A 25259-nucleotide genomic window follows, 5' to 3' on the forward strand; every position below is an offset into this window, starting at 1 on the left:
GAACCCTTTCGGGAGAATGAGAGAAAATGGCAGTTCGCGTTGCAATCAATGGTTTTGGCCGCATTGGCCGTAATGTCCTTCGCGCTATCGTCGAATCGGGACGCACCGACATTCAGGTCGTTGCAATCAACGATCTCGGCCCTGTAGAAACAAATGCGCATCTTCTGCGCTATGACAGCGTACATGGTCGCTTTCCAAAGGAAGTGAAAGTCGTTGGCGACACCATCGACGTCGGCTACGGCCCGATCAAGGTCCATGCTGTTCGCAACCCGGCTGAACTGCCGTGGAAAGAAGAAAACGTCGATATCGCTCTGGAATGCACCGGCATTTTCACATCGCGCGACAAGGCAGCCCTTCATCTTGAAGCCGGAGCCAAGCGCGTTATCGTTTCGGCTCCTGCTGACGGCGCTGATCTGACTGTCGTTTTCGGCGTCAACCACGACAAGCTGACGAAGGACCATCAGGTCATTTCCAATGCTTCATGCACCACCAACTGCCTTGCGCCAGTGGCCCAGGTTCTCAACGATGCAATCGGCATCGAAAAGGGCTTCATGACCACGATCCACTCCTATACAGGCGACCAGCCAACGCTGGACACCATGCACAAGGATCTCTACCGTGCACGCGCAGCAGCTCTTTCGATGATCCCGACTTCAACGGGTGCAGCCAAGGCTGTCGGTCTGGTTCTGCCAGAACTCAAAGGCAAGCTTGACGGCGTTGCAATCCGCGTTCCAACCCCGAATGTTTCGGTCGTTGACCTGACCTTCGTTGCCAAGCGCACCACCACTGTTGAAGAAATCAACAATGCGATCCGCGAAGCTGCCAATGGCCGACTCAAGGGCATTCTTGGTTACACTGACGAGAAACTCGTCTCGCACGACTTCAACCATGATTCGCATTCATCGGTCTTCCACACCGACCAGACCAAGGTCATGGATGGCACGATGGTACGCATTCTGTCGTGGTACGACAATGAATGGGGCTTCTCCAGCCGCATGAGCGACACGGCTGTTGCTTTTGGCAAGCTGATCTGACGACTGACAACGCCCCTTCAACCATGAAGGGGCGTTGTCAATTACATATTCAAAACTGAGAGAAGAAAAATGGCTTTCCGCACCCTTGATGATGTCGACGTCAAATCAAAGCGCGTTCTGGTTCGCGTAGACCTCAACGTGCCAATGGCAGAGGGCGAGGTAACTGACCTCACCCGTATCGAACGCATTGTTCCAACCATTGCTGAGCTCTCGAAAAAGGGTGCCAAGACTATCCTGCTCGCTCATTTCGGTCGCCCGAAGGGTGTGGCATCGGATGAAAACTCATTGAGCCACGTGGTAAAGCCCCTTTCGAAAGTGCTTGGTCATCATGTCCATTTTGCGCAAGACTGCATCGGCGACAAGGCTAAGGCGGCAGTCGATGCGCTGAAAGATGGCGATGTTCTGCTGCTTGAAAACACCCGCTTTCACAAGGGTGAAGAAAAGAACGATCCAGAATTCGTGGCCGCTCTTGCTGCAAATGGTGACATCTTCGTCAATGATGCTTTCTCGGCTGCACACCGCGCCCATGCTTCGACCGAAGGTCTCGCGCATGTTCTGCCAGCCTATGCTGGCCGTGGCATGCAGACAGAACTTGAAGCGCTTGAAAAAGGCCTCGGCCAGCCAGCGCGTCCTGTTGTTGCAATCGTTGGCGGCGCCAAGGTTTCAACCAAGCTTGACCTGCTTTCAAACCTCATTGAAAAGGTTGATGCTCTGGTGATTGGCGGCGGCATGGCCAATACCTTCCTTGCAGCTCAGGGCCATAATGTCGGTAAATCGCTTTGCGAACATGATCTTGCGCCCACCGCACGCGAAATCATGGCCAAGGCTGAAAAAACCAAATGCGCGATCATCCTGCCGGTTGATGCGGTTGTGGGCTGGCATTTTGCTGCCGATACACCAAACCAGACCTATGGTGTGGATGCCATTCCAGCCGACGGTATGATTCTCGATGCTGGCGCATTGTCGACCGACCTGATTGCTTCTGCCATTGATGATGCAGCAACGCTGATCTGGAATGGCCCGCTCGGTGCGTTTGAATTGCGTCCGTTCGATGCAGCAACTGTCAAAACCGCAAAACATGTTGCAGCCCGCACCAAAGCTGGCAAGCTGGTTTCGGTCGGCGGTGGCGGCGATACGGTTGCAGCGCTCAACCATGCAGGCGTAGCCGACGACTTCACCTATATCTCGACCGCTGGTGGCGCATTCCTTGAATGGATGGAAGGCAAGCCCCTGCCCGGCGTTGATGTCCTGAAGAAGTAGAATTAACAAGCCCCGGAAATCCGGGGCTTATACATTGAGAGGCTTTTTATTTATGACCTGGGCGTGAGTTTTAACAATCGTCCCGGATTATCGTCTTCGATCACCCAGATCGCACCATCGGGGGCAATTGCCACATCGCGGATACGTTTTTCCATTGCAAAACGCTCTGCTTCATCCGGCTGACCATCGCTGTTGATGGTTACGCGGATCAGTGCCTGTGATGAAAGCCCGGCAATCAGTGCGGAACCATTCCAGTCCGAAAACTGCTTGCCCCTATAAAAAGCAAGTCCACCCGGCGAAATCACCGGCGTCCAGAACAGCATCGGCGCTTCAAATTCCGGTCGGGTACTATGTCGTGGAATAGGCCTTCCGCTATAATTGTCACCATTGGAAACGATCGGCCAGCCATAATTCAGGCCCGGTTTGATGAGATTGAACTCATCACCACCGCGCGGCCCCATCTCATGCTCCCAAAGTTTTCCATCAGCCGCAAATGCAAGCCCATAGGGATTACGATGCCCTGTACTCCATGTCAGCGCCTTCACACCATCTTCTGACGCATGAGGATTATCTTTTGGCGTTGAGCCATCAAGATTCATACGCAGAATCTTCCCCATTGGCGCATTTTCATCCTGCGCAGTGGCAGGAATCATCCGATCCCCCACCGAGAGAAACAGATGCTTTTTATCTGGCGCAAAAGCGATCTTGCCGCCCGGTTGCCCACCCTTGGCAATGGTCGCCTGCCGCCAGATTATCTCAGGATTTTTAAGCTCGGCCTTGCCTTTGCTTTCAGACAATTTAGCTCGCGCCAGAACAAGGCTTCCACCACCGTTTTCAGGCATGACATAGGTAAAATAAATCCTTTTGCTCTTGGCAAAATCGGGTGCAGGAACCACATCCAGAAGACCACTCTGTCCACTGAAAAACACTTCCGGCACGCCTGAAACTTCAATCTTGTCACCCTTTTGAGAAACGACAAAAATCTTGCCGCCTTTCTCGGTAAGGATCAATTTTCCATCCGGCAGAAATGCAATCGCCCATGGGGTGTCAAACTCTGCCACGGCTGCGACATTAAAGGGTAATTCTGTGGTCGCTTGCCTGCTTCCTGCATTGATGCTTTCTGCAAACGCATTGTTAACAGGAAGCGCGATCATTGATGCAGCCAGCATGAATGGCAGGCTTAAAAGGGCACGTCGCATCTCTCCTCCTATAACTGATAGTCTTTAGATGGGATTTTTCATCGCCATTTCAAAACCTGATTATGGCTAAAATCACTGTCAAGCTGCGAAAATAACGTTAAGAAACTTGCTTCAGGTTAGAAATTTAGCTTTCAGAGAAATGAAGCCCGACGACCAGCGCCATAGCAAAAATTGCAATGGCGGCAATTTTCCAGAAATCACTACGCTTTTTCAACCCAGGCAAGCCAAGCGGTTTGATAATATGCAAAGCCATCAGAGCCAAAAGCAGCAGCGGCAAGATTTTACTCAAAAAACACCTCGCATCCCGCCATGTGAACCAGCGATTCGCATCCTGTACTCCCCTTCGGTGCTGTCCAACAGTGGCAAGCTTATTCATCTTTAGTTTCATGGACGAGACTTTAATGCTCAGCATACACTCAGCACCGGAGAAGAAGAAAATTGTGCGCTTCTGGGAGGAACAGCATGACATCAAAATATGCGCAAACCTATGCTGCATGGCAGAACGATCCGGCAGCCTTCTGGGCTGAAGCCGCTCAAGCTATCGACTGGTTCAAGCCATGGGATCAGGTTTTTGCAAGCGATGAAGGTGTCTATGGCCGCTGGTTCAAAGGGGCCGAATGCAACACCTGTTACAATGCGCTCGACCGTCATGTCGCCAACGGACGCAGCAATCAGGTCGCCCTCATTTATGAAAGCCCGGTAACGGGTTCAATGCGCAAATTTACCTATCGTGAATTGCTCGAAGAGGTTGAAGCGCTTTCCGCTGTCATGCTCGACAAGGGCGTGGGTAAAGGCGATCGCGTCATCATCTATATGCCCATGATACCCGAAGCTGCCATTGCAATGCTGGCTTGCGCCCGTATTGGCGCTGTTCATTCGGTGGTCTTTGGTGGCTTTGCCGCCAACGAACTTGCAACCCGCATCGATGATGCAAAGCCGGTCATGATTATCGCCGGCTCATGCGGTATCGAGCCTTCCCGCATCGTGCCCTATCAGGAAATGCTCGATCAGGCGATTGCCTCAGCCCGTCATAAGGTCGAAAATTGCATTATTCTCCAGCGCGAAGAACATCCACATAGTCTTGTTGAAGGCCGCGACATTGACTACCGGACCTCTGTCAATGCCGCACGCGGTCGTCATGTTCCATGCACCCCGGTTGCAGCCACTGACCCGCTTTATGTGCTTTATACATCAGGCACTACGGGCGAGCCTAAGGGTGTTGTGCGCGACAATGGCGGTCACATGGTGGCGCTTTCATGGTCAATGAAACATGTCTATGGTGTCGAACCCGGTCAGGTTTTCTGGTCTGCATCCGATGTGGGCTGGGTCGTTGGCCATTCCTACATCGTCTATGCACCGCTTATTGCCGGTGCGACCACAATCGTGTTTGAAGGCAAGCCCATTGGCACACCGGATGCCGGTACCTATTGGCGCATCATCGAAGAACATGGCGTGGAAGTGCTTTTCACCGCCCCCACAGCACTGCGTGCCATCAAGAAAGAGGATGCAGACGGCGCTTTTATACGCAAATATGATCTCTCCAGACTCCGTGCACTCTTTCTTGCAGGCGAACGCGCCGATCCTGATACAATCCGCTGGGCCGAAAACCTGCTCGATCGTCCTGTTATCGACCATTGGTGGCAGACAGAAACCGGCTGGCCGATTGTGGCCAATCCGCTGGGCCTCGGTCAGCTTGACACCAGATATGGCTCACCTGCGGTCTGCCTGCCCGGCTATGACATCCAGATCCTCGATGACGCAGGCCATGAGCTTGAGCGCGGTCAGCTTGGCAATATTCTTATAAAGCTGCCTTTGCCGCCCGGTTGTCTGCCAACCTTGTGGAATGCAGATGAGCGCTTTCGCAAAGCCTATCTCGACGAGTTTCCAGGCTATTATAAAACGGCCGATGCGGGCTATATGGATGAGGACGGCTATCTTTATATCATGAGCCGCACAGACGACATCATCAATGTCGCAGGCCACCGTCTCTCAACCGGTGCCATGGAAGAAGTGCTTTCCAGCCATCCCGATGTTGCGGAATGCGCAGTGCTCGGGATTTCGGATTCGGTAAAAGGCCAGGTGCCTTGTGGCTTCCTTGTGCTCAAATCCAATATCGACCGCGACCCACGAGAAGTCGAAAAAGAATGCGTGAGCATGATTCGCAACGCCATTGGTCCGGTTGCCGCGTTCCGATTGGTGCTGACGATAAAACGTCTGCCCAAAACCCGTTCAGGAAAGATATTACGCTCTACGATTCAGAAAATTGCAGATGGCGTGGAATGGAAAATGCCGGCCACCATTGATGATCCGGCAATTCTTGACGAAATCAGCACGGTCCTGCGCGAACGACATATCGGTCTCGCTTACGCCTGAACATTTCCTGTCGTTCTTCAACTCTTGACCGGCGAAAATCGCCGGTCCACTCTCCGCTCAAATCTGGAGAGTGATAAATGCAGTTAGAAGGCAAGGTTGCAATCATCACGGGGGCTGCACGTGGCATTGGCTATGCCATAGCAAAACGCTTCCTGATGGATGGTGCGAGTGTCATTATATCGGATATTGATGGTTCAGCCGCAGCAAAGGCCGTCGAAGATTTGCAGCAATATGGCAAGATTCTGTCAATTGCCTGCGATGTCGGTGACAAGCTCGATATTCATAATCTGCTAACCTATGCGACAACCAGTCTTGGCGACATTGATATTCTCGTCAACAATGCCGCCATCGTGCATCAATCCGATTTCCTCGACCTCAAGGAAGAGGATTTCGACCGGGTGATACGCGTTAATCTCAAGGGTGCTTTTCTTTGTGCACAAGCAGTCGCAAAACGCATGGTGACGCGCGTTGAATCAGGCGGAGATGCAGGCAGGATTATCAATATCTCGTCGATCAATGCGATTTTGGGTCTGCCTGATCAGCTTGCCTATTGCGTCTCCAAAGGCGGTATGAACCAGCTGACACGCACAATGGCGGTCGCACTCGCCAGATGGGGTATCCGTGTCAATGCCATTGGTCCCGGTTCAATTGAGACAGATATGTTGTCCGCCGTGGACAACGATATGGACGCACACAAGAAAATACTTGAGCGGACACCACTGGGACGAATCGGTCAAGCTGCGGAAATTGCAGCAATTGCTTCATTTCTGGCTTCCAGCGATTCCAGCTACATCACCGGACAGACTATTTATGCTGATGGCGGCCACTTACCTTTGAACGACACGGCGGCACCACAATTCAGAGGCAGCACCCATTAATTGTGAAAACCAGACTTGCTCCTGACAGAGAGCTGTCAGGAGGACTGTGTCATAGTGTATTTCTGAAGATGAGGGATAGACCATGGCATTCGCAATCGCACCACTTCTCGCAATTCTGAAAGAATACAGGCGCCGGAAGAATGCACGCAAGCGCTTTGTACTTACACAGCGTACACTCGACAATCTCCCAGGTGAACTGCGTAAAGATATAGGCTGGCCGGAACGTTATCTGGAGCAACAACAACAACGCAACGGAGAATAAGCCCGGAATGCGCCGCGCAGACCGCCTTTTTCAGATTGTTCAGCACTTGCGCGGTGGCAGGCTTGTCACCGCACGTAAGCTAGCTGAACGGCTGGAAGTATCCGAACGCACCATCTATCGCGATATTGCTGACCTGCAATCGACCGGCGTACCGATCGATGGCGAAGCCGGTGTCGGTTATATTCTGCGTCAGGGCTTTGAACTGCCACCGCTGATGTTCACCCGCGATGAAATCGTGGCTCTGGTTGCAGGCGCACGCTTGATCCGCGCATGGGGTGGCATTTCCATGGCGCGCGGTGCCGAAGAAGCACTGGTAAAAATCGAAGCCGTCCTGCCCAAGGAAGAGCGTGCACGCATTACCGGCACGCAGATTCACGCACCTTCCGCATCAATCACTGTCGATGAGCGACGTATCATCGACACCGTTGAGCGGGCCGTCGATGAGGCGACGGTTCTCAAGATCCGTTATCGCGACCTTGAAGCGCGTGAAAGCCAGCGTAATATTCGCCCGCTTGGTCTGTGGTTCTGGGGCAAGGTCTGGACAGTTATCGGCTGGTGCGAATTGCGCAATGCTTTCCGTACATTCCGTACCGACCGTATCATTGCCGTCGATAAAGCGGATCGCACGTTCCGATCCGAACGCGGCAAGACGCTGGCCGATTTCTATCGGCTGATGGAAATGAGCGAATGGAACTCTTTTAAAGATTGACGCATTCCAGCAAAACAAAACCCACCAGAGCGGCGGGTTTTTTATTTTCAATTGAATGAAATCTTATTCTTCGTCTTCATCAGGATTTTCGCTCTTCAGCGAAGAAAGCTTTGCGAAAACCTTATCCGCATCCAGCTCTTCTTCTTCAGCGACTGCATCGCGATAATCAAAGCCTTCTGTTGCCGATGCTGGCAGAAGCGTGTTGTCAGCTTCAACAACAGGCCGGTTGCGTGCTGCACGTTCAACCTCAAGATCAAGATCAATCTGCGAACAAAGTCCCAGTGTAACCGGATCCATTGCGGTCAGGCTTGCCGAATTCCAATGGGTACGATTGCGAATCTGCTCAATAGTCGACTTGGTCGTGCCGATCAGACGTGAAATCTGCGCATCCTTGAGTTCAGGATGATTGCGCACCAGCCAGAGAATCGCATTTGGACGATCCTGACGCTTGGAAAGCGGCGTATAACGTGGGCCTTTACGCTTGGCTTCCGGTACGCGAACCTTTGGCTCAGAAAGCTTTACACGATGATATGGGTCTTTTTCGCCCTTCGCGATTTCTTCACGCGAAAGCTGTCCGGTGATCACCGGATCAAGTCCCTTGATGCCCTGCGAGGCCTCACCGTCCGCAATTGCCTTCACTTCGAGCGGATGCAGCTTGCACAGAGCCGCAATCTGATCAAAGGACAGGGCCGTATTATCAACGAGCCAGACTGCCGTTGCCTTCGGCATAAGAAGCTGGGTGGCCATTAGATATAATCCTCTTGTTCGTCCGCTCCGGTAGGGCGGGCCGTGGGAAAAACCACAAATTCCGGGAAATCACCGTCTATATATATTTTTTTTAAGCACAGAGCAAGAAACTGCTGCCATGCCATCCCATCTTCTCTTGTGATTGCGTAAAATCAGACGACATCAAGTACAATTTTGCCGATATGCTGGCTGGCTTCCATACGATCATGGGCACGCCAAGCATCTTTCAATGGAAAGACCATATCCATCACAGGCGCAACACGGCGTTCTGACAAAAGCGGCCAGACTTTTGTTTCCAGTTCACGCGCAATATCTGCCTTGAACGCAACCGATCGCGCCCGCAATGTCGAGCCGGTATGGGTAAGGCGTTTGGTCATCAGGATTGCAAAATTCGTTGTAGCTTTTGCACCATTGAGAAAAGCGATCTGCACGATCCTCCCATCTTCAGCCGCGGCCTTATAGTTGCGCTCAACATAATCGCCACCAACCATATCAAGGATAACATCAGCACCCCTGCCGCCAGTCATTTCTTTTACAGCGGCAACAAAATCCTCATTGCGATAGTTCACAGCATAATCAGCACCAAGCCTGAGACAGGCCTCGCATTTATCAGTCGAACCCGCGCTAACAATCACCTTCGCACCGAAAGCCCTGGCAAGCTGAATGGCCGTGGTGCCTATGCCTGACGACCCACCATGAACAAGCAATGTCTCGCCCTGCTTCAGGCCGCCGCGCTCAAAAACATTATGCCAGACAGTGAAAAATGTCTCGGGAATGGCCGCCGCTTCAATATATCCATAGCCTGTTGGCAATGGCAGCGCATTGCTTTCATGCACCGTCGCATATTCCGCATAGCCTCCCCCGGCAAGCAGCGCCACAACGCCATCACCGACACGATAACGTCCAACATTTTCGCCTAATGCCACAACATCACCGGCAATTTCCAGTCCCGGTATATCCGATGCTCCAGATGGCGGGGCATAAAGGCCTTGTCGTTGCAGGACATCAGGACGGTTCACACCCGCCGCACGCACGCGCACCAAAAGCTCACCAGCTTTCGGTTGAGGAACTGCCCGCTCAACAGGTCGCAATAGCTTTGCATCACCCGGTTGTGTAATTTCGATTGCCGCCATCAAGGAGGGCAATTCCACCATCATCATCAAAACTCCTGCTTAATCTCTCGTCGCATAAATGCCGCACATAAAAGCATCATACTCACTTACGAAGAAATCATCATCGATTTCTGAAAAGATATATGCGAAGATTCAAGGTGTTAAATCTTTTCTCTCTTTATAAACGCATCATAGACTCCGGAGGAAGGCCATGGGCGGTTTTGATGAAGATGATATAAAGCCACAGGAAGTTGTGGTTCTGAGCGATGATGAGCTGTCACTGCTATCGGTGATCGAAATCGATCAACGCATCGCATTACTCCAATCAGAAATCGAGCGCCTGCAAACCGAGAGGCATAAAAAGGGAGACAGCCGCGCTGCGGCGGAAGCTCTTTTCCGCTAAAACCAACCTATTCAAAATCAATGATACAGGGAAGCCGTGATCATAAGGCTTCACAGAATAGTAAACAGTCTCACTGGGAACGTAATCTTGCGCATTTATATTCAGGTTCTGGCGCTGCTTTGCGGCACAGCCTTTCTGTTGATGGCCTCGGGTCTGCATGGCCTGCTTCTACCGTTGCGCGGTGGGCTGGAAGGTTTTTCCGTCGCCTCTCTTGGTATGCTGGGCACCACATGGGCAGGTGGTTTTGTCGCTGGTTGCCTTTTTGCTCCGCGTCTCGTGCGTCGTGTCGGCCATGTGCGTGCCTTTGGCTGTTTTGCTTCATGCGCTGCCATTATTGCACTTTTGTCTGGCATTTATATTGATGCTGTTTCATGGATCATCCTGCGCACATTCACAGGCTTTTCCATGGCCGGCGCCTTCATGGTGATTGAAAGCTGGCTCAACGAACGCGCCACCAATGAATCTCGCGGCAAGATTTTCGGCCTTTATATGATGGTCAATTATGGTGCGACCATGAGCGGCCAGATGATGGTGGCAAATGGTGATATTCGTTCTGATCACTTATTTATGATCACCGGCATCCTGTTCTGCCTGGCGCTGATCCCGACCGCCATGTCAACAGCTGTCAGCCCGAAACCGCTGACTGAAGTGCAGCTTGACCTCAAGGCGCTTTACCGCAACTCTCCTGCCGCCTTCGTCGGCTGCATATTGATCGGTATTGCCAATGGTGCATGGGGCACTTTGGGCGCGGTATTTGGCGCCAAATCAGGCATTTCAACAACAGAAATAGCGGTGATGGTCAGCGTGACCATTGCTGCCGGCGCCTTGATGCAAATCCCTGTCGGGCGAATTTCCGACATGGTTGACCGACGCTATGTGCTGGCAGGAGTCGCTTCGCTTGCAGCCCTTGTTGGCTTGATGGCTTTCATCATCGGCCCGACAAACGGCACGGTCATCATCATCATGACCGGCTGTTATGGGGCACTCGCCTATGCGCTTTATCCGGTGGCAGTTGCCCATGCGAATGATCATGCATCATCGGAAAGCTTTGTAAAAGTATCGAGCGGTTTGCTTCTGCTTTATGGCTTTGGCACCATGCTCGGACCTCTGCTTGCAGCCGCGGCGATGGATATATTCTGGCCGGCAGGATTATTTGCCATAACGGCCCTGTCGCATATTTCGATCACAGCCTATGCATTGTTCCGCTCACGCAGACGCGCATCCATACCAAAATCTGAAAAAGACCAGTTCAAAAGCATGCCATCGGTAAAAAGTGCAACCCCGGAAGCGATGCAGCTTGATCCAAGAGCAGAAGTTGAAAACTGATTACAGAAAGAAGTTCGGCGGCTGGAACACAGCCGCCACTCACTGAGGGGATAATTATCTGGCATTGCTTTTGCGGTATAAGCCGAAAGAAAAGCGATGCCCTATCAGCAATATCAGGCTTTTATTTCACTATCTGAGGGTTAGTGACGCGTCACCCGGGTTCTTAGTTTTTCAATCTGCTCTTTGAGAGCAAGTTTTCTTCGCTTGAGAGACGTAACATGCAGGTCATCAATTGCCGGCGACGCCAAAGCCTCGGAGATTTCCTCTTCCAAAGCGCCGTGCTTCTGTTCCAGCGTGGCAAGATGGGACTCGATAGCCATCATCAATTCTCCTTTGATTGATCTACCCAAAGGACAAAGCCATGTCGCGTTTTGCCAACAAATGGCTCTATCCGCTCTCACCTGCGCAAACGCCCGGTATGCCTCCTGCTATCCGGGCCAGTTACGCAGTCCCGGCTGCCATGCAACAGTTTTTCAGTCTAGATATCCTGGCAACCGTTGTTCATGACAGAACAATGACACTGTGGCATGAGTTTGATGTAAAGTCGAATTTGTTTTGGTAGCATTTTCCAATCACAAAAAATGTGATAAAGGCTTCGCCTGAAATGGGTTTGCACCACTCTGGAGCAGCTCGTAATCGTATCATGAAAAAATGGGGCAAACCGCATGTCCGATCAGGATCAGGCCGAAATCAGATTGGCCGTCGCACGTCTGAAACAGGAACACGCGGATTTTGATGCAGCCATAAATGCCATGATGGAAGTGGGCTGCGATCAGCTGCGCATTCAGCGCATGAAGAAGAAAAAGCTCGCAATCAAGGATAAGCTTCAGGAAATGGAAGATCAGGTCATTCCTGACATTATTGCCTGAGAATCCTGTAAAAGATGTTTCAAAGCCGGGGTCGCCCGGCTTTATTTTTCAATCCATGAACTAAACAGGCAGGACCGGTCAATGAGCACAAGTGCAGATGTCGCAATCATCATGGGAAGCCAATCCGATTGGGAAACAATGCGCCATGCCGCCGATACGCTGGACGCTTTGGGAATTTCCTTTGATGCGCGTATCATCTCCGCTCACCGCACACCCGATCGTCTGGTCACTTTTGCCAAGGGCGCGAAGGCAGAAGGCTTCAAACTCATAATCGCAGGTGCCGGCGGTGCAGCCCATCTGCCCGGTATGGCCGCCGCCATGACACCGCTTCCGGTCTTTGGCGTGCCGGTCCAGTCAAAGGCGCTTTCCGGTCAGGATTCGCTTCTTTCCATCGTGCAGATGCCAGCCGGTATTCCAGTCGGCACATTAGCTATCGGTCGTGCCGGTGCCGTTAATGCAGCCCTTCTTGCCGCAGCAGTGCTTGCCCTTTATGACGACGCGCTTGCAGCCCGCCTTGACGAATGGCGCACAGCACAAACCGAAAGCGTTGCCGAACGCCCATCCAATGAGGTCTGATATGGTACATCAAGCACTCAAAGCAGGCTCGGTAATCGGCATTATCGGTGGCGGTCAGCTTGGCCGTATGCTGGCAATGGCAGCCGCACGCCTTGGCTATGAGACCATCATTCTGGAGCCACAGCCCGATTGCCCGGCAGCGCAGGTGGCAAACCGTCAGATCATTGCAGCCTATGATGATCCGGCAGCCCTTGCAGAACTTGCAGCAGCGTCTGACGTCATCACCTATGAATTTGAGAACGTGCCGGTATCAGCCGCCGATAAGCTTGCAGAATCAACACTCGTCTTCCCGCCACCAGCGGCCCTTGAGATTTCACAGGACCGCTTTACCGAAAAGCAGTTCCTCAATGAAAGCGGTATCGAAACCGCCCCATGGCGGCTTGTTGATGATGAAGAATCGCTCATTGCAGCACTTGGCGCACTTGGTGAGCGCGGTATTCTGAAAACCCGCCGTCTTGGCTATGACGGCAAGGGGCAGGTCCGTCTCACATCGCTTGATGAAAAAGAAGCAAACAACGCTCTGCATGCAATCAGGCACGCGCCTGCAATTCTTGAAGGTTTGATCGCATTTGAACGCGAGGTCTCGGTGATTGCAGCCCGTGACCGCAGCGGCAATGTTGCAATCTTCGATATTGCTGAAAACGTTCATAAGGACGGTATTCTCGCAACCTCGACGGTTCCCGCAGCAATCTCAGCCCATACAGCTGACACTGCCAGCAAAGCCGCTGAGAAGCTCCTCCATGCGCTTGATTATGTCGGCGTGCTGGGCCTTGAATTCTTCGTCCTCGCTGACGGTAGCTTGCTTGCCAATGAATTTGCTCCACGTGTGCATAATTCCGGTCACTGGACGGAGGCCGCCTGCGCAATATCGCAATTTGAACAGCATATTCGTGCAATTACAGGTCTGCCGCTTGGCAACACAATGCGTCATTCTGATTGCTTAATGGAAAACCTGATCGGCGACGATATTGAGCAAGTGCCAGCGATTCTCTCAGAATCAAATGCCGTGCTGCATCTCTATGGCAAAAAAGAAGCGCGACCGGGCCGCAAAATGGGTCATGTGACCCGCATTCACCCGCGTGCACACTAAGCATTGCAGAGGAATCCACCGGATTCCTCTATTAACCACCTCTGCAACGCAATTTTCGGGACCAGACTTCGTGAATCTGCGGTGCAGGAGTTGACATTTGTCTGAAATATTGTGTATTTCGGCCAACCCTTCGGGCAGGAATACTGCCTGTAAACCAATTGGCGCCTTGGGCGCCTGTTTTTATGCAGCCCGACGGCATGTCCTGTCGATGGGCCAACCAAGACCGGTGATTGACATGAAGATCAAGAATTCGCTCAAGGCGCTCAAGGCCCGTCATCGTGACTGCCAGCTCGTTCGCCGCAAGGGCCGCGTTTACATCATCAATAAGACTGCTCCGCGCTTCAAGGCACGTCAGGGCTAATCTTATTTCTGATTTTGCATTTGACGTTTCGCTGCGCATGATAAAGATTATGCGTATGCGGAACGTTTTTGCTTATCAAAATTACCCATGGCTTCTATCGGCCTTCAGCGCAGCACTGCTCGTTGCAAGCCCTGCTTTTGCCGATATAAAACCTTCGCTCACTGCCCCCGTTCTGCCTGTACAGACTGGCATTCACAGCGAACAAATGCCTGTTCCCAAGGCACAGGATCCGGCAGATCTGTCCCCGGAAGAGCGTCTCGACAAGCTTTTCGCCGATCTCAAGCGCACCTCCAATGAAACCAAAGCGCGTCGCCTGACAGTTCAGATCAATCAGCTATGGCAACAATCCGGCAGTGCAACAATTGATCTTCTGGTCCAATGGGCCAATTCAGCGATGCTTGAAAAGCGTTACACGTCGGCGCTTGATTTTCTCAATGAAGCCATTGCGATCGATCCCGACTATGCAGAAGCATGGAACCGTCGTGCGACGGTCTATTACCTGCGCAATGACTATGCACATGCCATGTATGACATCAATCGGACGCTTGAACTTGAGCCACGTCATTATGGCGCCCTGACCGGCATGGCCGATATACTGCGTGCACGCGGTCTCAAGCAACAAGCCCTCAAAGCCTATGAAAAGGCACTTGAGATTAATCCGATGATGCGTGATGCGCAGAAGAACCTGCTCGATCTCACGGACGAGCTGAGCGATATCCGCACCTGATTCTATCACCACAACCTGAAACAAAAACGCGCCCCGAAAGGAGCGCGTTTTTCTCGTTTTCATCATGCACGCAGACTGGATACTTCCAAATTAATCAGTGGAAGACTGACCATCGGCCCCAATGTAAGCGATGCGCAGAAGGTTGGTTGCACCCGGTGTTCCAAATGGCACGCCAGCGGTAACGATCAGACGATCACCGGCTTTGCCAAATTGTTCCTTGAAGGCAACCTGACAGGCATGATCGACCATGTCTTCCAGATCATGCGCATCTTCAGTCACAACACAATGCAGACCCCAGACAACCGACAGACGGCGTGCCGTTTCAACGACCGGCGACAGCGCAATAATTGGCGTGCGAGGACGTTCACGCGCAGCACGCAGACCAGTTGCACCCGATGCGGTATATGTGACGATTGCCGCCAGATTAAGCGTTTCTGCAATCTGACGCGCCGCCAGTGCAATCGCATCAGAACCCGTTGGCTCAGGAATTGCACGCTGTGCATCAAGAATACCCGGATAGGTCGGCTCACGCTCAACCTTTTCCGCAATACGGTTCATCGTAGAAACAGCTTCAACCGGATATTGGCCGGAAGCCGATTCTGCCGAAAGCATAACCGCATCAGCACCTTCAAACACAGCAGTCGCGACATCCGAGACTTCAGCGCGTGTAGGGACCGGAGCAGTGATCATTGATTCAAGCATCTGGGTAGCAACCACAACCGGCTTGCCAGCGCGGCGAGCCTTGCGGATCATTTGCTTCTGAATGCCCGGAACGCTTTCCAGCGGCATTTCAACGCCAAGATCACCACGGGCAACCATGATTGCATCGGAAAGTTCGATAATCTCGTCAAGACGGGTCACGGCCTGCGGCTTTTCGATCTTCGACATCAGCCCGACTTTGCCGGCTGAAATTTTGCGTGCTTCGATCAGATCTTCCGGGCGCTGAATGAAGGACAGGGCAACCCAGTCGATATCTTCCTTCAGAACCGCATCAAAATCCTTATAATCTTTTTCGGTCAAAGCACCGACACCCAAAGTGGTATCCGGCAGGCTGACACCCTTACGGTCGGAAATGCTGGTTCCGGCAACGACCTTACAGCGTATCGACTTGCCGTCACTTGCCTCGGCAATCAGTTCCAGCTTTCCGTCGTCGATAAGAAGGCGATGTCCCGGCTCCACAGCTTCCAGAATTTCCGGGTGCGGAAGGTAAACACGGGTTTCGTCGCCCGGTTCCTGATTATTATCGAGCGTAAAGGTCTGACCAACGCTCAGTGTGACTTTGGTATTTTTAAACTTGCCGACACGAAGCTTTGGCCCCTGAAGATCAGCCAGAATACCAATTGGACGACCTAGCTCTTTTTCTACATTGCGGATGCGCTTCACAAGCGTACGCATCATGTCATGATCGGCATGACTCATATTGATACGGAAGACGTCTGCGCCTGCTTCAAAAAGCTGGCGGATAACGGATTCCTCGCCAGACGCCGGGCCCAGTGTGGCGAGAATCTTGACCTTGCGGTTGCGCTTCATGGATTATTCGTTCCTGTAACTGTAGAGTTTTCTAACGGCGTTTCATCGGTGAGCTGTACCATCCAGCTCGATTGTTCCCCGGTATCGTATTCCTGAAAGCCATTGCGCTGGAAACCTCGGGCAAAACAATCCTGAACGCCGGTGATACGGAATTCCTTTTCCGCAACACACATATTCACTTTGCCTTCCCAGCGACCACCGCTCTGAGAATCCTCTGCGTAGAGATAATAATATCGGGAAGTCAGCGGCCCCTCGATCAGCGTCTTGCAGGTGGAGCCATCAATATGCCACCAGCCCTCTGTGATCCAGCCTGCCTTGGCGCGATAGCCAATGGCAACACCGACCAGATTCTGGGTTGAATTACACACTCGAAAATCAGCACGCGCTTCCAAAGATGTCATAGCCAGAGTACCAAGCAGCACACTGGAAAATAAACCCAGAACCATTGGAAGTCGCATTCGCCGAACTCCTTCAACCCGCAATCGCTTTTGTCTCACGCAAGGAAATCCTCTTTCGGTTGCTCTCTTTTCGGCAGTTTCGCCTTTGATGTCAACGCAATCCCGGAGAGAACAGATCAGTTACAGCATTTCCAATCAAACTGCATGCGATTTCAGCGCAATTTAAACGATTAGATTCGTAGCTGGGCATCTCTGGGGAAAATGCCTCCAGTTTTGTTTGACATTCTGCATTGCAATCCCGACTCTGTCATGACAGAGCTCAGACTACTTGTGATTATGACAAAATTTTACTCAAGAAGCGCCTCTTATGTCATTTGATCCATCTTTTTCCCCTGTCCATATAATCGATGGCAATTTCAGCCTGGGTCTGCTTCTGACAGCCGATCATGCCCATCGTGACTTACCAGCCAAATATGGCAGCCTTGGTCTGGCGCAAAGCGAATTTGAACGGCATATCGCCTATGATATTGGCGTGGAGGAACTGACGCAGCAACTGGCAGCCAGGCTCAATGCCCCGGCAGTCATGGGTGGTTTTTCACGCCTGCTGATTGATCCCAATCGTGGCGAGGATGACCCCACACTCATCATGCAATTGTCTGATGGAGCTGTGATACCCGGCAATTACCCGATGACCCCGATAGAGCGCGAATATCGCCTTGAGCGCTTTTACCGTCCATATCATGCCGCCATTTCATCGATGAGCGCAGAGGTTTCTGCAAAAAGCAATCAGGCTCCTTTTATCGTCTCGATCCATTCATTCACGCCAAACTGGCGCGGTAAGGATCGTCCATGGCAAATCGGACTTTTGTGGGATTCTGATCCACGGGCAGTGACACCGCTTCTTTCCATGCTGCGTAAAGATGCGGAACTGACTGTCGGCGATAATGAACCCTATGATGGTGCGCTCAAAAATGATGCCATGTATCGCCATGCAACAGCCAAAGGTTATGCGCATGTCCTGATAGAAGTCCGTCAGGACCTGATCGCCGATAAAGCCGGTGCAAGCGCATGGGCCGGGCGGCTGGCACCAATGATTGCCAGGATCAATGCAATGCCTGAAATCCATGAAGCGCGGTATTTTGGCTCCCGTGCAGAATAGGCAAATAACCATCTTTACCCGCTATCCACAGCCAGAAAGCGATAAATCGGCATTTTCCAGAACTGACAGCCCTTAATTTTGCCTGCGACTCACATGAAAACTAACTCTGACTTTCGGCAGCGGTCCTGTTCCTGTAACGGATATCTTTGCCCCTCATTCATAATCGATTTGAATTGGAGAAACCTGTGAGCGACGATATTACCAACGAAGCCCAGACTATTGCCGTTGGCCAGTTGCGTGCATTCATTGAGCGCATTGAACGTCTTGAAGAAGAAAAAAAGACCATCGGCGACGATATCAAGGAAGTTTATGCAGAATTGAAGGGCTCGGGTTTTGACAGCAAAGTCGTAAGAACCATCATTCGTCTGCGTAAAAAAGAAGATCATGAACGCCAGGAAGAAGAAGCCATGCTCCAGCTCTATATGGATGCACTTGGCATGGGCTGATTCCTAGGGTCAGGACCCTAAATCTATTGCACGGTGAAGCGACATGATATTCGCTTCACCGTGAAGCATAAACGCCCACTTAAAACCAGTGTCCAAGCCGAGAAGACTTGTTCAACAAGACAGGCACTGAAAATTTGTGCCCTGGGATGATGAACTACCCTTCAAGTTCCTCGCGCAGCATCTCCAGTTCCAGCCACTCTTCTTCCATTGAAGAGTGTTCAGACCGCTTCTTTTCAAGCAGATCAGCGGTCTTTGCAAAAAGGTCTGGATCTTTGGCGTAAAGCTGCGGATCGGCAAGCTTGCCTTCCAATAGGCTCATTTCCTTTGCCAGCGCATCCATTTTTCCGGGCAAGGTTTCAAGCGCAAATTTTTGCTTGTAAGAAAGCTTCCGCTTTTCTTCACGCTTTTGCTGTGGAGCACCCTCGCCTTTGTCATCAGAACGCCCGGTAGCTGTTTTCACATTGCGTCGGGCCAGCGCCTGTTCTTTACGCTGCGCCATCATATCGGCGTAGCCACCGGCATATTCCAGCCAGTTACCATCACCTTCCGGTGCAATCACCGACGTCACCGTGCGATCAAGAAAATCGCGGTCATGGCTGACAAGAATAACAGTTCCCGGAAAACCGGAAACCAGCTCCTGCAACAAATCAAGCGTTTCCATATCAAGATCGTTGGTTGGCTCATCAAGGATCAGCAGATTGGCAGGTCGCGCCAGCACACGGGCCAGCATCAGGCGTGCCCGTTCACCACCCGAGAGTTCACGGATTGGCGTGCGCATCTGTTCGGGTTGAAAAAGAAAATCCTTCATATAGGAAACAACGTGACGCTGTTCCCCATTGACGATGAGACTTTCACCACGCCCATCCGTCAGATAATGCGCAAGTGTGTCATCAAGGTTCAGGTTATCACGCTTTTGGTCAAGTTCGGCAATTTCCAGATTAACCCCAAGTCGCAACGTACCTGAATCAGGTGCAAGCTTACCGGTTAACATTGATAAAAGCGTGGTTTTTCCGGCACCATTGGGTCCGACAAGTCCGATACGGTCACCACGCTGCACGCGGGTCGAGAAATCCTGAACCAGTACGCGCTCGCCATAGGCCTTGTTAAGTTTTTTGGCTTCAATGACCAGCTTGCCTGATTCCTTGGAATCGCTGGCGGTCAGAAGGGCCGCGCCCTGTGCCTTGCGATGATTGCGAAAATCAGCACGCATGGAATGCAATTCACCCAAACGCCGCATATTGCGCTTGCGACGCGCCGTTACGCCATAGCGCAGCCAATGTTCTTCCCGGGCAATTTGACGCCCAAGCTTGTGATGGTCGCGCTCTTCCTCTTCCAGAACCTTGTCACGCCACTCCTCAAAATGCGCAAAACCCTGATCAATACGGCGGGTGATGCCGCGATCGAGCCAGACCGTAGACCTGCTGACATTTTCAAGGAAACGACGGTCGTGCGAAATCAAAACGATAGCTGAGCGGATCTGGCGCAGCTCACCTTCCAGCCACTCAATAGTGGTAAGATCAAGATGGTTGGTCGGCTCATCCAGCAACAAAACGTCCGGTTGCGGGGCAATAACACGGGCAAGAGCCGCACGACGCGCCTCACCACCCGATAAGTGATCAGGCTTTTCCTCGCCTGTCAGCCCCAGATGCTCCAGCAGATAAGTCACACGATGCGGATCGTCTGCCGGTCCAAGCCCGGCCTCCACATAAGCACGCACATTGGCAAAGCCATCAAGATCAGGCACCTGAGGCAAATAACGGATAGTCGCACCCGGATGTTTGAAAATCTCACCGGATGTAGCCTCAACCATTCCCGCAGCAATTTTGAGCAAAGTGGATTTACCTGAACCATTGCGTCCGACCAGCGCAATGCGGTCGCCCTCACTCACCGAAAGGGCTGCATCCTCAAGCAATGGTGTGCCGCCAAAGGTAAGCGTGATCTGGTCGAGGCGAAGAAGCGGAGGAGCCATGGTTCTCTTTAAAAAAATGCCGTTGAATTTTCTGCCCTGCTTGTCGGGGACAAAATGCATTCTGTCAAATGGGTATAGCGAAAAAAGAAACAGGCCGGGTTTCCCCGGCCTGTTTTTCAAACTCAAAACCGCTTTGCGGCCAATGTATCTTAGTTACAAGGTGCTTCGTAAACGCGACCATAATTATCGCGGTAACGGCAGTACTGAACATTATTACGGGTCGTTGCGGCACCCAGAAGTGTACCACCGACAGCACCAATTGCAGCACCCGTCAGAGCACCGCGGCCACTGCCGCCAATTGCACCACCTGCGAGTGCGCCAATTGCAGCACCACCAACACCATAACCGGCGGTACGCTGTTCAGCCGTCGTGCATGCTGCTGTTGAGAACGCAAGCGCGCCGACGATTGCAATCATGGAAAGACGTGACTTCATGAAACAATCTCCTATTAGAGTTACACTAACACCGACTTTGCATCCCCAATTTCGGCGTCCCGCTTGACTTACTTACAATACATTTCGCCTATCAGCGTCAAGCAATTTCAATTATTAAGGTTAGCAACCCATCTGGACAGGTCCATTAATCCGCCAGATTTGCTACAAGGATCGCACAACCTGAACGCGCGGAAATGCAAAGGGTTCCACGCACAATATTGGAAACCGTCCATGAAGAACCAAATGGCAGGGTCACATTATCTAACGGCCACTCTGCATTTGTGATTGAAAGACCTTCTAAAGTACAAAAATTTATAACACTGAATGATGTGCCGTCCGGCAAATCATAAACATGCTCTCCCGCAATCAGCGGCAATGCCTCCTCGGAACCACTGGTGAGAAGAATATTTCTGCCACGCGCCGCCTGTGCAGTCGCCATCGTCAGATGCAACAGGGTGTGATCCGTCCGCTGACCGCCAAATGCTCCGCATAAAATGACACGATCGGCACCACGCTCAAAAGCTTCTTCGAGGGCGAGTTCCCCGTCTGTCATATCCTTGGCTGCCGGAAAGGTTCTTTTGGGCACATGGGCATATTGCGCCAGCAAATCATCAGATGTGGAATCAAAATCCCCCAGCCACAGCTCAGGTTCAACCCCAAGTGCGTGCGCATGGCGAATACCGCCATCAGCGGCCAGCACCCGTGCGCCGGCAATCTGCTGCTCCAAACGTTCAGTGATCACCAGATCACCACCCAGCAAAATGACAAATGTACCCATAAGCCGCTCATAACACGTGAGAATTAACCCTGAAAGCCCGCATCTTCATCTCTTGCCGTCAAGCTTGCAAAGCACTATTATCAATCTTGCTCTAACGGGGTGCCATTCTATCTTTGAATGGCTGAGAGGCCGCATTCCGGCTAACCCGCTGAACCTGATCCGGTTTGTACCGGCGGAGGGATTAGATGCTGACCGGTTTTCCAAACGGCGCTCGATCCTTTTAAATAAAGAAAGGAATGCCGTTATGCGGCTTTTATCTCTGCTAACCCTGTCATTGACCGCAGCTTTTGCCTTTTCAGCGCACAGTCTGGCACAGGCCAAAGACAAGCTCACAATCTATACCTATGACAGTTTCGTTTCCGAATGGGGCCCCGGCCCCAAGGTGAAAGAAAACTTCGAAAAGGAATGCGATTGCGAGCTGGAATGGGTTGCATCTGCTGATGGTGTGGCATTGCTCAACCGCCTCCGGCTTGAAGGCGAAAACACCAAGGCCGACATTGTGCTTGGTCTCGACACAAACCTGACTGCGGAAGCCCGCGCCAGCGGCTATTTCGCACCAAGTGGCATAGATACTGCCAATATCAATGTACCGGGTGAGTTCAAAGACGATATTTTCGTGCCTTATGATTACGGCTATTTCGCTGTCGTCTACGATTCAGAAAAATTGCCAAATCCGCCCAAAAGCCTGAAAGAACTGGTCGAAGGCGATCCATCACAGAAAATCGTCATTCAGGATCCACGCACATCCACCCCGGGCCTTGGTATTCTGCTGTGGATCAAATCTGTCTATAATGATCAGGCCGATGAAGCGTGGGAAAAACTGCAAAAGCGTATTCTGACGGTCACGCCGGGCTGGTCGGAAGCCTACGGTCTTTTCACCAAGGGTGAAGCACCGATGGTGCTCTCCTACACAACGTCTCCAGCCTATCATATGATTGCAGAAAACACTGAACGTTATAAAGCGCTTGCCTATCCTGAAGGCAATTACCTTCAGATCGAACTGGCAGCCCAGACCACGACGGGCGCCAAAAACCCGCTGGCGCAAAAATTTCTAGCTTTCATGACTGGTCCCGGCTTTCAGGATGTAATCCCGGAAACCAACTGGATGTATCCGGCAGGAAAAACCTCTGTCCCGCTTGCTCCCGCCTTCGACAAACTGCCAAAGCCTGAAAAGACATTGCTGATCCCGGCTGATGACGTTGCGAAAAACCGCAAAAAATGGGTCGATGAATGGCTGGCTGCTTCCAGCAAATGAGTAAGTCGCCGACCATCAGGATTGCCCAAAACATGCCTGCGATGAAACAATTCGCAGGCATATTGGCTCTTGGTTTTTTGGCGATTCTGGTTGGTGGCGCATTGCTGGCGCTGGCAATTGAGACGAGCGGCTTTGATATGGACGTCTATTTCGACGCATATCTGATACGCATCGCAAAATTCACCGTCCTGCAAGCCGCAGCCTCTGCTTTGCTTTCGGTGCTTTTTGCTATTCCCGTGGCACGCGCACTCTACTCGGAAGCAAATTTCCCGGGACGAGGCCTGATTCTGCGCCTGTTCGCATTGCCGCTTGCCTTGCCAGCACTTGTAACAGTGCTGGGCATCACCAGTATTTATGGTCGCAATGGATTTATTGCACAAATCTCGCAAGCAACAGCCTATCCGCTCGCGCCCGATATTTATGGAATAACCGGCATTCTGATTGCGCATGTGTTTTTCAACATGCCTTTGGCTGTCCGGCTTATTCTGGCAGCTTATGAATCGATACCCGCCGATTACTGGAAAATTTCAGCACAGCTCGGCATGGGAGGGACAGCCCGCTTTCGCCTGATCGAATGGCCCGTTATTCGCCGCAATCTTCCGGGCGTGATCGGTCTCATCTTCATGCTTTGCGTGACGAGTTTCACAACTGTGCTGACGCTTGGGGGCGGTCCTCGTGCAACCACGCTCGAAGTTGCGATCTACCAAAGCCTGCATTTTGATTTCGACCCGGCGCGTGCGGTCGCGCTCACCTTCGCACAACTGGCGCTGACACTGATCATTCTCTTTGCCCTGCGCCTGACCGGGCGCCCATCAGAGGAAGGTTTTACCCTTTCAAACACGCTCAGACATTATGACAAACCATCAATGCCTGAGCGTTTTTTCAACGTTACAGCCATTGCCATAGGCTTTCTCTATGTAGCCTTGCCCGTGAGTGGCGTGATTATCTCCGGCCTCGCTGCCGATTTCATGCGCTTATTGAGCGAAAGAACCGTCTGGCGGGCGATCAGCACCAGCATCGCGCTCGGTTTTTCCGCAGCCGTTCTCTCCACCATCCTCTCGCTTACACTGGTCATTGCCCGCGAGACAACGCGAAATGCACGGCTTTCCAGCCTGTTTGATACCGGCTCCAGTCTTATTCTGGTGATGCCACCCATTGTTCTTGGTGCGGGCTGGTTCATTCTGCTCAGAAACTTCACCAACCCCTTCATGATGGCCCCCTTCATGGTGGTCATAGTCAACGCAGCCATGGCCATGCCCTTTGCTGTACGCCTGTTGCGCCCCGCATGGGATACATCAGCAGCGCGTCACAACAAGCTCTGCGCACAACTTGGCATTACCGGCTTCAGCCGCTTGCGCCTTATCGACTGGCCCGCCATCCGCAGGCCATTCGCCATGGCCTTTGCTTTTGCAATGGCGCTGTCATTGGGCGATCTGGGTACAATTGCACTCTTTGGCAGTGACGCGCTGCTGACACTGCCCTATTTGTTGTTTCAGCGTATGGGCAGCTACCGCACATTCGACGCCGCAGGCCTTGCACTTATCCTCGGAATCCTGTGTCTTTGCCTGATGATGCTCGCAGAACGCGCAGCATCGCAAAAGGAAACTCCGCTTTCATGACAGTTAAGGCCGACATAAGGCTTCGCGATGTGCATTTCAGCTATGGCGAAACAACCATGCATTTCAACGCCGATATAGCTGGCGGTGTGATTGCGACCATTATCGGCCCAAGCGGCTCGGGAAAATCCACCCTGCTCAACCTGATTGCCGGTTTTGAAATCCCGCAATCAGGGTCTATTGGCATTGGCAATATTGATATTACCAAGCTTCCACCGGCATTGCGCCCGGTCTCGATGGTGTTTCAGGAAAACAATCTTTTTGCCCATCTCGATGTTGCACAAAATGTCGGTCTGGGTCGTTCGCCAAAACTTAAACTCACGCAGCAGGATCAAAGAGCAATTGCCTCAGCGCTTGAGCGCGTGGGATTGAAGGGCAAAGAACAGCGCAAACCCGAAGCACTCTCCGGTGGTGAGCGCCAGCGCGTTGCTATAGCCCGCGCACTGGTACGTGAACGCCCTGTTTTATTGCTCGACGAAGCCTTCGCATCACTTGGCCCGGCCCTGCGACAGCAAATGCTGAACCTGATAAGAGAATTGCATCAGGAAAATGCAATGACCATCCTCATGGTCACCCACACGCCGGAAGACGCGCTTTATCTTGATGCGCAATTGCTGTTTGTGGAAAATGGTCGCATTACCACACAAGGTCCAGCCAAAGATCTGCTGTCATCATCTGGACCGGACGCTTTGAAGCACTATATCGGAAATCAGGCTTTCCAGCTCAAATAGAGTTACCGTCGTGGACA

Annotated in this window: 29 protein-coding genes and 1 riboswitch; of the genes, 19 read left to right on the forward strand and 10 right to left on the reverse strand. The window is 52.0% G+C overall.

Annotated elements, in window-relative coordinates; genetic code table 11:
- The first annotated feature begins 26 nt into the window (after nt 1–26).
- Both gap and FHY56_RS11405 read left to right on the forward strand, forming a co-directional pair.
- Nucleotides 27–1034 (forward strand): type I glyceraldehyde-3-phosphate dehydrogenase, encoded by a 1008-nt coding sequence (gene gap / locus FHY56_RS11400; protein ID WP_140905296.1) that lies wholly within the window; start codon nt 27–29, stop codon nt 1032–1034.
- Between the two features lie 69 nt (nt 1035–1103).
- Nucleotides 1104–2294: a phosphoglycerate kinase gene (locus FHY56_RS11405; RefSeq protein WP_140905297.1), complete on the forward strand. Its 1191-nt coding sequence runs from the start codon at nt 1104–1106 to the stop codon at nt 2292–2294.
- Between the two features lie 50 nt (nt 2295–2344).
- Here the strand turns inward: FHY56_RS11405 and FHY56_RS11410 are convergent, their stop codons facing one another.
- The gene (locus FHY56_RS11410) at nt 2345–3493 is read right to left on the reverse strand and encodes a PQQ-dependent sugar dehydrogenase (protein ID WP_140905298.1); all 1149 of its coding nucleotides are present in this window, start codon (nt 3491–3493) and stop codon (nt 2345–2347) included.
- A gap of 124 nt (nt 3494–3617) precedes the next feature.
- On the reverse strand, nt 3618–3869 hold the full coding sequence (locus FHY56_RS11415) for a hypothetical protein (protein WP_140905299.1): 252 nt from the start codon (nt 3867–3869) through the stop codon (nt 3618–3620).
- 86 nt (nt 3870–3955) lie between these two features.
- Here FHY56_RS11415 and FHY56_RS11420 point away from each other — a divergent pair, with 86 nt between their 5' ends.
- The 4 genes from FHY56_RS11420 to FHY56_RS11435 all read left to right on the forward strand — a co-directional run bounded on the left by FHY56_RS11420 (nt 3956) and on the right by FHY56_RS11435 (nt 7715).
- Nucleotides 3956–5866: a propionyl-CoA synthetase gene (locus FHY56_RS11420; protein WP_140905300.1), complete on the forward strand. Its 1911-nt coding sequence runs from the start codon at nt 3956–3958 to the stop codon at nt 5864–5866.
- 77 nt (nt 5867–5943) lie between these two features.
- Nucleotides 5944–6744, forward strand: a complete 801-nt coding sequence (locus FHY56_RS11425; RefSeq protein WP_140905301.1) for an SDR family NAD(P)-dependent oxidoreductase — start codon at nt 5944–5946, stop codon at nt 6742–6744.
- An 82-nt stretch (nt 6745–6826) separates the two neighbouring features.
- Nucleotides 6827–7006 (forward strand): hypothetical protein, encoded by a 180-nt coding sequence (locus tag FHY56_RS11430; RefSeq protein ID WP_140905302.1) that lies wholly within the window; start codon nt 6827–6829, stop codon nt 7004–7006.
- A 7-nt stretch (nt 7007–7013) separates the two neighbouring features.
- On the forward strand, nt 7014–7715 hold the full coding sequence (locus FHY56_RS11435) for a helix-turn-helix transcriptional regulator (RefSeq protein ID WP_140905303.1): 702 nt from the start codon (nt 7014–7016) through the stop codon (nt 7713–7715).
- Between the two features lie 63 nt (nt 7716–7778).
- On the opposite strand, the gene FHY56_RS11440 is transcribed toward FHY56_RS11435, so the two are convergent.
- Together FHY56_RS11440 and FHY56_RS11445 are read right to left on the reverse strand one after the other, a co-directional pair.
- Nucleotides 7779–8462 carry a DUF1013 domain-containing protein gene (locus FHY56_RS11440; protein WP_140905304.1) on the reverse strand — a complete coding sequence of 228 codons (684 nt, stop codon included), beginning with the start codon at nt 8460–8462 and terminating at the stop codon, nt 7779–7781.
- Nucleotides 8463–8614: 152 nt separating this feature from the next.
- Nucleotides 8615–9619 carry an NAD(P)H-quinone oxidoreductase gene (locus tag FHY56_RS11445; RefSeq protein WP_140905426.1) on the reverse strand — a complete coding sequence of 335 codons (1005 nt, stop codon included), beginning with the start codon at nt 9617–9619 and terminating at the stop codon, nt 8615–8617.
- A gap of 166 nt (nt 9620–9785) precedes the next feature.
- Between FHY56_RS11445 and FHY56_RS11450 the strand changes: the two genes are divergently transcribed.
- Entirely contained in the window at nt 9786–9977 is a 192-nt protein-coding gene (locus FHY56_RS11450) for a DUF1192 domain-containing protein (RefSeq protein WP_140905305.1), read from the forward strand.
- Between the two features lie 87 nt (nt 9978–10064).
- Nucleotides 10065–11303 carry an MFS transporter gene (locus tag FHY56_RS11455; protein ID WP_140905306.1) on the forward strand — a complete coding sequence of 413 codons (1239 nt, stop codon included), beginning with the start codon at nt 10065–10067 and terminating at the stop codon, nt 11301–11303.
- 140 nt (nt 11304–11443) lie between these two features.
- Here the strand turns inward: FHY56_RS11455 and FHY56_RS11460 are convergent, their stop codons facing one another.
- Entirely contained in the window at nt 11444–11626 is a 183-nt protein-coding gene (locus tag FHY56_RS11460; protein ID WP_193556782.1) for a YdcH family protein, read from the reverse strand.
- A gap of 38 nt (nt 11627–11664) precedes the next feature.
- On the opposite strand from FHY56_RS11460, the gene FHY56_RS17810 reads away from it, so the two are divergent.
- The 6 genes from FHY56_RS17810 (at nt 11665) to FHY56_RS11490 (ending at nt 14926) form a co-directional block, all read left to right on the forward strand.
- Nucleotides 11665–11865, forward strand: a complete 201-nt coding sequence (locus tag FHY56_RS17810) for a hypothetical protein (protein ID WP_158447758.1) — start codon at nt 11665–11667, stop codon at nt 11863–11865.
- A gap of 103 nt (nt 11866–11968) precedes the next feature.
- Nucleotides 11969–12172 carry a YdcH family protein gene (locus tag FHY56_RS11465; RefSeq protein WP_140905307.1) on the forward strand — a complete coding sequence of 68 codons (204 nt, stop codon included), beginning with the start codon at nt 11969–11971 and terminating at the stop codon, nt 12170–12172.
- Nucleotides 12173–12253: 81 nt separating this feature from the next.
- The gene (gene purE, locus FHY56_RS11470) at nt 12254–12748 is read left to right on the forward strand and encodes a 5-(carboxyamino)imidazole ribonucleotide mutase (protein ID WP_140905308.1); all 495 of its coding nucleotides are present in this window, start codon (nt 12254–12256) and stop codon (nt 12746–12748) included.
- A 1-nt stretch (nt 12749) separates the two neighbouring features.
- Nucleotides 12750–13838 (forward strand): 5-(carboxyamino)imidazole ribonucleotide synthase, encoded by a 1089-nt coding sequence (locus tag FHY56_RS11475; RefSeq protein WP_140905309.1) that lies wholly within the window; start codon nt 12750–12752, stop codon nt 13836–13838.
- A 235-nt stretch (nt 13839–14073) separates the two neighbouring features.
- Nucleotides 14074–14199, forward strand: coding sequence for a type B 50S ribosomal protein L36 (gene ykgO, locus FHY56_RS11485; RefSeq protein ID WP_002967908.1), 126 nt, complete (start codon nt 14074–14076; stop codon nt 14197–14199).
- A 37-nt stretch (nt 14200–14236) separates the two neighbouring features.
- Nucleotides 14237–14926, forward strand: a complete 690-nt coding sequence (locus tag FHY56_RS11490; protein ID WP_140905311.1) for a tetratricopeptide repeat protein — start codon at nt 14237–14239, stop codon at nt 14924–14926.
- 90 nt (nt 14927–15016) lie between these two features.
- Here FHY56_RS11490 and pyk read toward each other — a convergent pair whose 3' ends face one another.
- On the reverse strand, nt 15017–16456 hold the full coding sequence (gene pyk, locus FHY56_RS11495; RefSeq protein ID WP_140905312.1) for a pyruvate kinase: 1440 nt from the start codon (nt 16454–16456) through the stop codon (nt 15017–15019).
- The gene (locus FHY56_RS11500; protein WP_140905313.1) at nt 16453–16914 is read right to left on the reverse strand and encodes a DUF1036 domain-containing protein; all 462 of its coding nucleotides are present in this window, start codon (nt 16912–16914) and stop codon (nt 16453–16455) included. Before FHY56_RS11500 ends, pyk begins: the two co-directional genes overlap by 4 nt.
- Before the next feature lie 307 nt (nt 16915–17221).
- Between FHY56_RS11500 and FHY56_RS11505 the strand changes: the two genes are divergently transcribed.
- The gene (locus tag FHY56_RS11505) at nt 17222–18013 is read left to right on the forward strand and encodes an N-formylglutamate amidohydrolase (RefSeq protein ID WP_140905314.1); all 792 of its coding nucleotides are present in this window, start codon (nt 17222–17224) and stop codon (nt 18011–18013) included.
- Nucleotides 18014–18198: 185 nt separating this feature from the next.
- The gene (locus tag FHY56_RS11510) at nt 18199–18459 is read left to right on the forward strand and encodes a DUF2312 domain-containing protein (protein WP_140905315.1); all 261 of its coding nucleotides are present in this window, start codon (nt 18199–18201) and stop codon (nt 18457–18459) included.
- Nucleotides 18460–18613: 154 nt separating this feature from the next.
- Here the strand turns inward: FHY56_RS11510 and FHY56_RS11515 are convergent, their stop codons facing one another.
- From FHY56_RS11515 to FHY56_RS11525, 3 genes are all read right to left on the reverse strand, one after another.
- Nucleotides 18614–20428, reverse strand: coding sequence for an ABC-F family ATP-binding cassette domain-containing protein (locus FHY56_RS11515; RefSeq protein ID WP_140905316.1), 1815 nt, complete (start codon nt 20426–20428; stop codon nt 18614–18616).
- A 149-nt stretch (nt 20429–20577) separates the two neighbouring features.
- Nucleotides 20578–20862 (reverse strand): glycine zipper domain-containing protein, encoded by a 285-nt coding sequence (locus FHY56_RS11520; protein WP_140905317.1) that lies wholly within the window; start codon nt 20860–20862, stop codon nt 20578–20580.
- 145 nt (nt 20863–21007) lie between these two features.
- The gene (locus FHY56_RS11525) at nt 21008–21640 is read right to left on the reverse strand and encodes a thiamine diphosphokinase (RefSeq protein WP_140905318.1); all 633 of its coding nucleotides are present in this window, start codon (nt 21638–21640) and stop codon (nt 21008–21010) included.
- A gap of 85 nt (nt 21641–21725) precedes the next feature.
- A riboswitch (TPP riboswitch) is annotated at nt 21726–21838 on the forward strand.
- A 46-nt stretch (nt 21839–21884) separates the two neighbouring features.
- Here FHY56_RS11525 and thiB point away from each other — a divergent pair.
- From thiB to thiQ, 3 genes are read left to right on the forward strand one after another with little or no spacing between them, the layout of a single operon-like run.
- Nucleotides 21885–22895, forward strand: a complete 1011-nt coding sequence (gene thiB, locus FHY56_RS11530) for a thiamine ABC transporter substrate binding subunit (RefSeq protein ID WP_140905319.1) — start codon at nt 21885–21887, stop codon at nt 22893–22895.
- The gene (gene thiP, locus FHY56_RS11535) at nt 22871–24514 is read left to right on the forward strand and encodes a thiamine/thiamine pyrophosphate ABC transporter permease (protein ID WP_376890292.1); all 1644 of its coding nucleotides are present in this window, start codon (nt 22871–22873) and stop codon (nt 24512–24514) included. The genes thiB and thiP overlap by 25 nt, the downstream gene beginning before the upstream one ends.
- Complete coding sequence (gene thiQ / locus FHY56_RS11540; RefSeq protein ID WP_140905321.1) at nt 24511–25242, forward strand: thiamine ABC transporter ATP-binding protein; 732 nt, start codon at nt 24511–24513, stop codon at nt 25240–25242. Before thiP ends, thiQ begins: the two co-directional genes overlap by 4 nt.
- Nucleotides 25243–25259 lie beyond the last annotated feature (17 nt).

It is taken from the genome of Brucella gallinifaecis, from assembly GCF_006476605.1.
Classification (GTDB): Bacteria; Pseudomonadota; Alphaproteobacteria; order Rhizobiales; family Rhizobiaceae; genus Brucella; species Brucella gallinifaecis.

Bases quoted from the DNA above. Each gene is read 5' to 3' on its own strand.
- gap (WP_140905296.1), top strand. From the start codon at position 27: ATGGCAGTTCGCGTTGCAATCAATGGTTTTGGCCGCATTGGCCGTAAT.
- FHY56_RS11405 (WP_140905297.1), top strand. From the start codon at position 1,104: ATGGCTTTCCGCACCCTTGATGATGTCGACGTCAAATCAAAGCGCGTT.
- FHY56_RS11410 (WP_140905298.1), bottom strand. From the start codon at position 3,493: ATGCGACGTGCCCTTTTAAGCCTGCCATTCATGCTGGCTGCATCAATG.
- FHY56_RS11415 (WP_140905299.1), bottom strand. From the start codon at position 3,869: ATGAATAAGCTTGCCACTGTTGGACAGCACCGAAGGGGAGTACAGGAT.
- FHY56_RS11420 (WP_140905300.1), top strand. From the start codon at position 3,956: ATGACATCAAAATATGCGCAAACCTATGCTGCATGGCAGAACGATCCG.
- FHY56_RS11425 (WP_140905301.1), top strand. From the start codon at position 5,944: ATGCAGTTAGAAGGCAAGGTTGCAATCATCACGGGGGCTGCACGTGGC.
- FHY56_RS11430 (WP_140905302.1), top strand. From the start codon at position 6,827: ATGGCATTCGCAATCGCACCACTTCTCGCAATTCTGAAAGAATACAGG.
- FHY56_RS11435 (WP_140905303.1), top strand. From the start codon at position 7,014: ATGCGCCGCGCAGACCGCCTTTTTCAGATTGTTCAGCACTTGCGCGGT.
- FHY56_RS11440 (WP_140905304.1), bottom strand. From the start codon at position 8,462: ATGGCCACCCAGCTTCTTATGCCGAAGGCAACGGCAGTCTGGCTCGTT.
- FHY56_RS11445 (WP_140905426.1), bottom strand. From the start codon at position 9,619: ATGATGGTGGAATTGCCCTCCTTGATGGCGGCAATCGAAATTACACAA.
- FHY56_RS11450 (WP_140905305.1), top strand. From the start codon at position 9,786: ATGGGCGGTTTTGATGAAGATGATATAAAGCCACAGGAAGTTGTGGTT.
- FHY56_RS11460 (WP_193556782.1), bottom strand. From the start codon at position 11,626: ATGATGGCTATCGAGTCCCATCTTGCCACGCTGGAACAGAAGCACGGC.
- FHY56_RS17810 (WP_158447758.1), top strand. From the start codon at position 11,665: ATGTCGCGTTTTGCCAACAAATGGCTCTATCCGCTCTCACCTGCGCAA.
- FHY56_RS11465 (WP_140905307.1), top strand. From the start codon at position 11,969: ATGTCCGATCAGGATCAGGCCGAAATCAGATTGGCCGTCGCACGTCTG.
- purE (WP_140905308.1), top strand. From the start codon at position 12,254: ATGAGCACAAGTGCAGATGTCGCAATCATCATGGGAAGCCAATCCGAT.
- FHY56_RS11475 (WP_140905309.1), top strand. From the start codon at position 12,750: ATGGTACATCAAGCACTCAAAGCAGGCTCGGTAATCGGCATTATCGGT.
- ykgO (WP_002967908.1), top strand. From the start codon at position 14,074: ATGAAGATCAAGAATTCGCTCAAGGCGCTCAAGGCCCGTCATCGTGAC.
- FHY56_RS11490 (WP_140905311.1), top strand. From the start codon at position 14,237: ATGATAAAGATTATGCGTATGCGGAACGTTTTTGCTTATCAAAATTAC.
- pyk (WP_140905312.1), bottom strand. From the start codon at position 16,456: ATGAAGCGCAACCGCAAGGTCAAGATTCTCGCCACACTGGGCCCGGCG.
- FHY56_RS11500 (WP_140905313.1), bottom strand. From the start codon at position 16,914: ATGCGACTTCCAATGGTTCTGGGTTTATTTTCCAGTGTGCTGCTTGGT.
- FHY56_RS11505 (WP_140905314.1), top strand. From the start codon at position 17,222: ATGTCATTTGATCCATCTTTTTCCCCTGTCCATATAATCGATGGCAAT.
- FHY56_RS11515 (WP_140905316.1), bottom strand. From the start codon at position 20,428: ATGGCTCCTCCGCTTCTTCGCCTCGACCAGATCACGCTTACCTTTGGC.
- FHY56_RS11520 (WP_140905317.1), bottom strand. From the start codon at position 20,862: ATGAAGTCACGTCTTTCCATGATTGCAATCGTCGGCGCGCTTGCGTTC.
- FHY56_RS11525 (WP_140905318.1), bottom strand. From the start codon at position 21,640: ATGGGTACATTTGTCATTTTGCTGGGTGGTGATCTGGTGATCACTGAA.
- thiB (WP_140905319.1), top strand. From the start codon at position 21,885: ATGCGGCTTTTATCTCTGCTAACCCTGTCATTGACCGCAGCTTTTGCC.
- thiP (WP_376890292.1), top strand. From the start codon at position 22,871: ATGGCTGGCTGCTTCCAGCAAATGAGTAAGTCGCCGACCATCAGGATT.
- thiQ (WP_140905321.1), top strand. From the start codon at position 24,511: ATGACAGTTAAGGCCGACATAAGGCTTCGCGATGTGCATTTCAGCTAT.